Annotated in this window: 5 protein-coding genes, 1 tRNA gene and 1 pseudogene; 2 read left to right on the top strand and 5 right to left on the bottom strand. The window is 68.2% G+C overall.

Annotated features, from left to right (window positions below):
- Positions 1–169: 169 nt before the first annotated feature.
- Together ETD86_RS52650 and ETD86_RS52645 are read left to right on the top strand one after the other, a co-directional pair.
- Positions 170–1,267: a baeRF10 domain-containing protein gene (locus ETD86_RS52650; RefSeq protein WP_138674117.1), complete on the top strand. Its 1,098-nt coding sequence runs from the start codon at positions 170–172 to the stop codon at positions 1,265–1,267.
- A gap of 228 nt (positions 1,268–1,495) precedes the next feature.
- Complete coding sequence (locus ETD86_RS52645) at positions 1,496–2,137, top strand: site-specific integrase (protein ID WP_138674116.1); 642 nt, start codon at positions 1,496–1,498, stop codon at positions 2,135–2,137.
- A gap of 103 nt (positions 2,138–2,240) precedes the next feature.
- On the opposite strand, the gene ETD86_RS52640 is transcribed toward ETD86_RS52645, so the two are convergent.
- The 5 genes and pseudogenes from ETD86_RS52640 to ETD86_RS52620 form a co-directional block, all read right to left on the bottom strand.
- A tRNA-Ala gene (locus tag ETD86_RS52640) sits at positions 2,241–2,317 on the bottom strand.
- A 50-nt stretch (positions 2,318–2,367) separates the two neighbouring features.
- Complete coding sequence (gene sepX / locus ETD86_RS52635) at positions 2,368–2,958, bottom strand: divisome protein SepX/GlpR (protein WP_138674115.1); 591 nt, start codon at positions 2,956–2,958, stop codon at positions 2,368–2,370.
- 129 nt (positions 2,959–3,087) lie between these two features.
- Positions 3,088–3,741 (bottom strand): GNAT family N-acetyltransferase, encoded by a 654-nt coding sequence (locus ETD86_RS52630; protein ID WP_211370891.1) that lies wholly within the window; start codon positions 3,739–3,741, stop codon positions 3,088–3,090.
- A gap of 47 nt (positions 3,742–3,788) precedes the next feature.
- Positions 3,789–4,268, bottom strand: coding sequence for a MogA/MoaB family molybdenum cofactor biosynthesis protein (locus ETD86_RS52625; RefSeq protein WP_138674113.1), 480 nt, complete (start codon positions 4,266–4,268; stop codon positions 3,789–3,791).
- Positions 4,268–4,570: pseudogene (locus ETD86_RS52620) on the bottom strand (cyclic pyranopterin monophosphate synthase MoaC); the annotation flags it as partial. The gene ETD86_RS52625 and the pseudogene ETD86_RS52620, both read right to left, overlap by 1 nt.
- Between the last annotated feature and the right edge of the window lie 18 nt (positions 4,571–4,588).

Raw genomic sequence — 4,588 nt, 5'->3', positions numbered from 1 at the left:
CCCTCACGCCACCCGGGCGTCGCCTCGCCACGTGCTTCAGGCGCTCCGGACCTGGGGCGCCCGGGCTCCTGAAGGCCGCTGACCAGCGACGACGGGCAGCGCGGGTAAAATGAACCAACCCCCGCACCGCCGGGGCCCGCAAGGGCTCCTGCCTACGGAGGAGCGCATCATGGTGTTCGACCAGACAGATCTACGCGAGCTGGCGGCCTTCCGCGACGAGGTCGGAGTACTGTCCCTCTACACCACGATGGAGCCGGGCACGCAGGCCGGGCGGACCCGGCTGCGCAACGAGATCGCCGCGCTGCGCCAGGAGCTGGCCGCAGGCCCCGACCAGGAGCGGGCCAGGCTCGTGGACGTCCGCCTGGACTTGCTGGAGCAGCGGGTCACCGAGCTGCTCGACCCGGCCGCTCCCGGTCTCGGGCGTGCCCTGTTCGCGCAGGTGGCCGGTGACGAGGTACGCACCGAGTGGGTTCAGCTCCCGGTGGGTGACCTTGCCGTCCTCAAGGAACACGCCTATCTGCTGCCGCTCGTCACCGCCGTACAGGCCGACAAGCCCGCTGGGGTGGCCAGGGTGGGGCGTGACGGCGTACGGCTGTTCGACTGCCGGTACGGCCTGGCCGACGAGCTGGAGTCGGTCATCTTCAACCTCGCGACCGCGGGCTCGTCCGGAGAGGGGGCGGCGACGCTGCCCGGGCTCTCCCGGCGCGGCATCCACCCCGACCGCCTCGACCAGCGCGTCGAGGAGCACCTGACCAAGTTCCTGCGCGAGTCGGCCCCGCACGTGGCCGGGCAGGCCCGGCGGCTGGGCTGGGAGACGCTCCTGCTCGTGGGAGACCCCCGTGACACCTCGGTGCTGAGCGAGGCGCTGCCGGCGGACAGGGAGATCGTCCAGGTGGACGCCGTGCTCGATCCCGCCCTGTCGCCGTCAGAGGTGCTGGAGTTCGTCCGCCCCACTCTCGACGAGGTGCGGGCCAGGCGTGACGCCGACCTGGCCGTACGCACCCGGGACCTGGCCCTGTCGGGCGGTAACGGCGCGGTCGGCCTCGACGACATCCTCTCCCTGCTGCGGCAGGGCCGGGTCGAGCATCTGCTGCTCGACGAGGCGGGCCTGTGGAACGCCGAGTCCATGGCCGTCGCCCCCGAAGAACTGGAGGAAGAGATGATCGAGCTCACCTTGGAGCACGGAGGCGACGTCACCGTGCTGGAGACCGGAGCGGCTCGGGAGCTCGCCGAGGCGGGCGGAGTGGCCGCCATGCTGCGCTGGTGAGCGCTCGTCGTGCGTCGGGCGCGCGCTCGTCGCCCTGATACTGGCGGCGGCCTGGTGGGCCGGCGCCGAGAGGGGGAGATCCCCAAGCGGGTAAAACTGTGAGGGGCGGAGTAGCGATGCGGGGCACGGGGGCAGACCGTCTCGTAGTAGTGACGAGCCTGGTAATGCGGGTGGAGCGAAGGGGACGGGTCGTCTGGGTTCGCTTGATGGCCAACCGGAGTTCCCGGCATGAGCCGGACAAGCGGGGCGGCAGAGTCGTCCGAACTCCACGCCTCCGCGGTAATCAGCCTCACCACCGGCATTCGCACCGAGGAAGCCCGCGCGCTGCGCTGGGATCACGTCGTCGCCTGGATACCGAACCTCAAGCAGTGGCGATCAGTCACCGAGGTGAGGTTCAAGCACAAGAAGTTCGCCATCTACGTGTGGCGCGCCGACCGAGAAGGAGGTGACACCAAGACCCGCAAATCGCGGCGCACGCTGGAACTCCCCAAGCTGGCGGCCGAGGCTCTCCGGCAGCACCACGTCAGCCAAGCCGCCAACAAGCTCAGGGCAGGCGAGGCATGGCAAGATCACAACCTGGTGTTCTGCACGAGCGTCGGCACCCAACTGGACGCGTCAAACGTACGACGGGCATTCCGCAAGATCACCAAGGAAGCGGGGATCGGAACCGCCTGGAGTCCCCGCGAACTGCGTCACTCGTTCGTCTCCATCATGAGTGACCAGGGCGTACCCATCGAGACCATCGCCGATCTCGTCGGGCATGCAGGCACCAGCGTCACAGAAGCGGTCTACCGGCACCAACTCAGACCGGTGATCACCAAGGGTGCCCAGACCATGAACACCATCTTCGGCGACAGCCAACACGGGTAGAGAGTCCGAGTGAGATGGCTCCCCGATTGGCTCCCATCGACTCCCAGACAAGGGAAAAGGGGCTCCGGATCAACTCCGAAACCCCTTGTTACCTGCAACTTCCTGGTGGAGATGAGGGGATTCGAACCCCTGACCCCTTCGATGCGAACGAAGTGCGCTACCGGACTGCGCTACATCCCCAAGGACTCGACCAGATTAGCAAACCTTTGAGGGTCCTCGCGCCAACCGTTTCAGTCCCCCACCGCTCGCCTGGGCGGCTCCGCGTACTGGTCGAACAGGACGTCCTGGTGCAGCGACGCGAGCTCGATCACCTCAGCCGGCGGCTCTTCCACGACCTGGCGGCGCTCGCGTGCCCGCCGCAGCCGCTCAGCGCGCGCCTGGCGGACCCGTGCCCGGCGATCCCCGTCCACGCGTACGGCGACCCGCAGGAACCCCATGTACGCCAGCATGATGACGACGGACGGCGCCACCCCCCACCACGGAATCATCTGGACCGCGGCCGTGATGATCGAGGCCAGCACCAGCAGCGTGGTGAAGAACAGCAGCCGGCGCCGGCGGGCGACGATGATGGCGCGGCGCCGCAGGCGGAACTGGCGGACGTCGACCTTCTCGACGTCCACCGGAGGCGCGCCGTCGTACTCGTCACCCTCCCCGGCGGAGGGCTCCAGATTGTCGAGGTCGGGCAGCTGGTGCTCGCCGGTGTAGTACTCCTCGAGCTCGGCGAGCTCGGCGAGGTTCGTCTTGTCCTTGCGCAACCACATCGGGATGAGGACGCACAACCACATGACGACAATGGCGAGGTAGAGGAGGACGCTGCTCACGGCCACCTCCGAACGAGGGCAGCACAAAGACGCGTGTGGGTTCGTTGCGTCTTCAATGTGCTCACGTCACGCACCGTAAGACCGCGTGTTCTGATTGACGAGCATTCGGTGCGGTGTGTCGCGAGATCGTCAAACCTCTTCGACAGGAGACCCCCCGCGAGCGGCCGACTCGCGGGCGCGACGCCACTGTACGAGCAGCCCGCCGGGCACGTCCTCGACGGTCAACGCGTAGCAAATGTGGTCGCGCCAGGCTCCGTCGATGTGGAGTTGACGACGCCGAATGCCTTCTTCCCGGAATCCGAGCTTCTCAACCACCCTACGGCTGGCTTGGTTCTCGGGGCGGATGTTCGCCTCCAGCCGATGCAATCCGGTGGTGAAGAAGCAGTGGTCGACGGCCATGGCGAGGGCGGTGGGGGTGATCCCGCGGCCGGCCAGCGCGCCGTCGATCCAGTATCCGACCTGGGCGGAACGGGCGGATCCCCACACGAGCGCGCCCACGGTCAGCTGGCCTGCGAAGCGCCCCTCGTACGTGACCACCCACGGCAGCGCGAGCCCTTGCCTGGCCTCCCGCCGCAGGGTGCCGACCATGGAGATGTAGGGGCCGAGCCCGGTCCTGAACAGGGGCGTCTCAGGGTTGCTCGGCTCCCAGGGGCGCAGCCAGTTCGCATTGCGCAGCCTGGTCTCACGCCACACGCGTACGTCGCTCAGCCGCAGCGGCCGGAGGCCTACCGGTCCTTCGTTCAGGGTCGCCGGCCAGCCACGAAGTCGATCCACACATCTCATCATCCCCCCAAGGGGCATGATGCCGCCACGCGCGTACCGAATCCCGGTCAGCGCGGGTGATCGCCGCCCCGCATCTGATCGACCGCGTGCCGCAGGATCGGGGCGAGTACGGCCACGCCATCGCGTACGCCTCCGGACGATCCGGGCAAATTCACGATCAAGGTGTTGCCCGCCTGGCCGGCCAGGCCACGGGACAGGACGGATGCCGGCACCTTGTCCCGGTTCGCCATCCTGATCGCCTCGGCGATGCCGGGAATTTCCCGGGAAATCACCCGGGCGGTCATCTCCGGCGTCAGGTCCATCGGCGTCAGCCCTGTCCCCCCGGTGGTCACGATGACGTCGTAGCCGTCCGCCAGCCCCTTCCGCAGCGCCGCCTCGACAGGCTCGCCGTCCGGCACCACGAGCGGGCCGTCGACGTCCTCGCACCCGGTGTCGCCGTGGAGCAGCTCGACCAGCAACGGTCCTGATTTATCCGCATAAATCCCCGCGGATGCCCGGTTCGACACGGTGATCACCAGTGCCCGCATCAGCCCTCCGGCTCCCTCGTCCAGCGCCCGGTCTTGCCGCCCAGCTTCTCCTCCACCCGCACATCGGTGATCACCGCTCCCGGATCCACCGCCTTGACCATGTCGATCAGGGCCAGCGCCGCCACCGAGACCGCCGTCAGCGCCTCCATCTCCACACCGGTGCGGTCGGCCGTCTTCACCCGGCACGTGATCCCCACGCCCCAGTCCTCGACGTCCAGCGTGACCTTCACCCCGTGCAACGCGATCGGATGACACAGCGGGATCAGGTCGGGCGTGCGCTTCGCCCCCATGATTCCCGCGACTGTCTCTTATACACCTCT

The sequence above is a fragment of the Nonomuraea turkmeniaca genome, assembly GCF_005889735.1.
GTDB lineage: Bacteria > Actinomycetota > Actinomycetes > Streptosporangiales > Streptosporangiaceae > Nonomuraea > Nonomuraea turkmeniaca.
The sequence above is the reverse complement of the archived record's forward strand: the minus strand, read 5'-3'. Positions and strand labels throughout refer to the sequence as shown.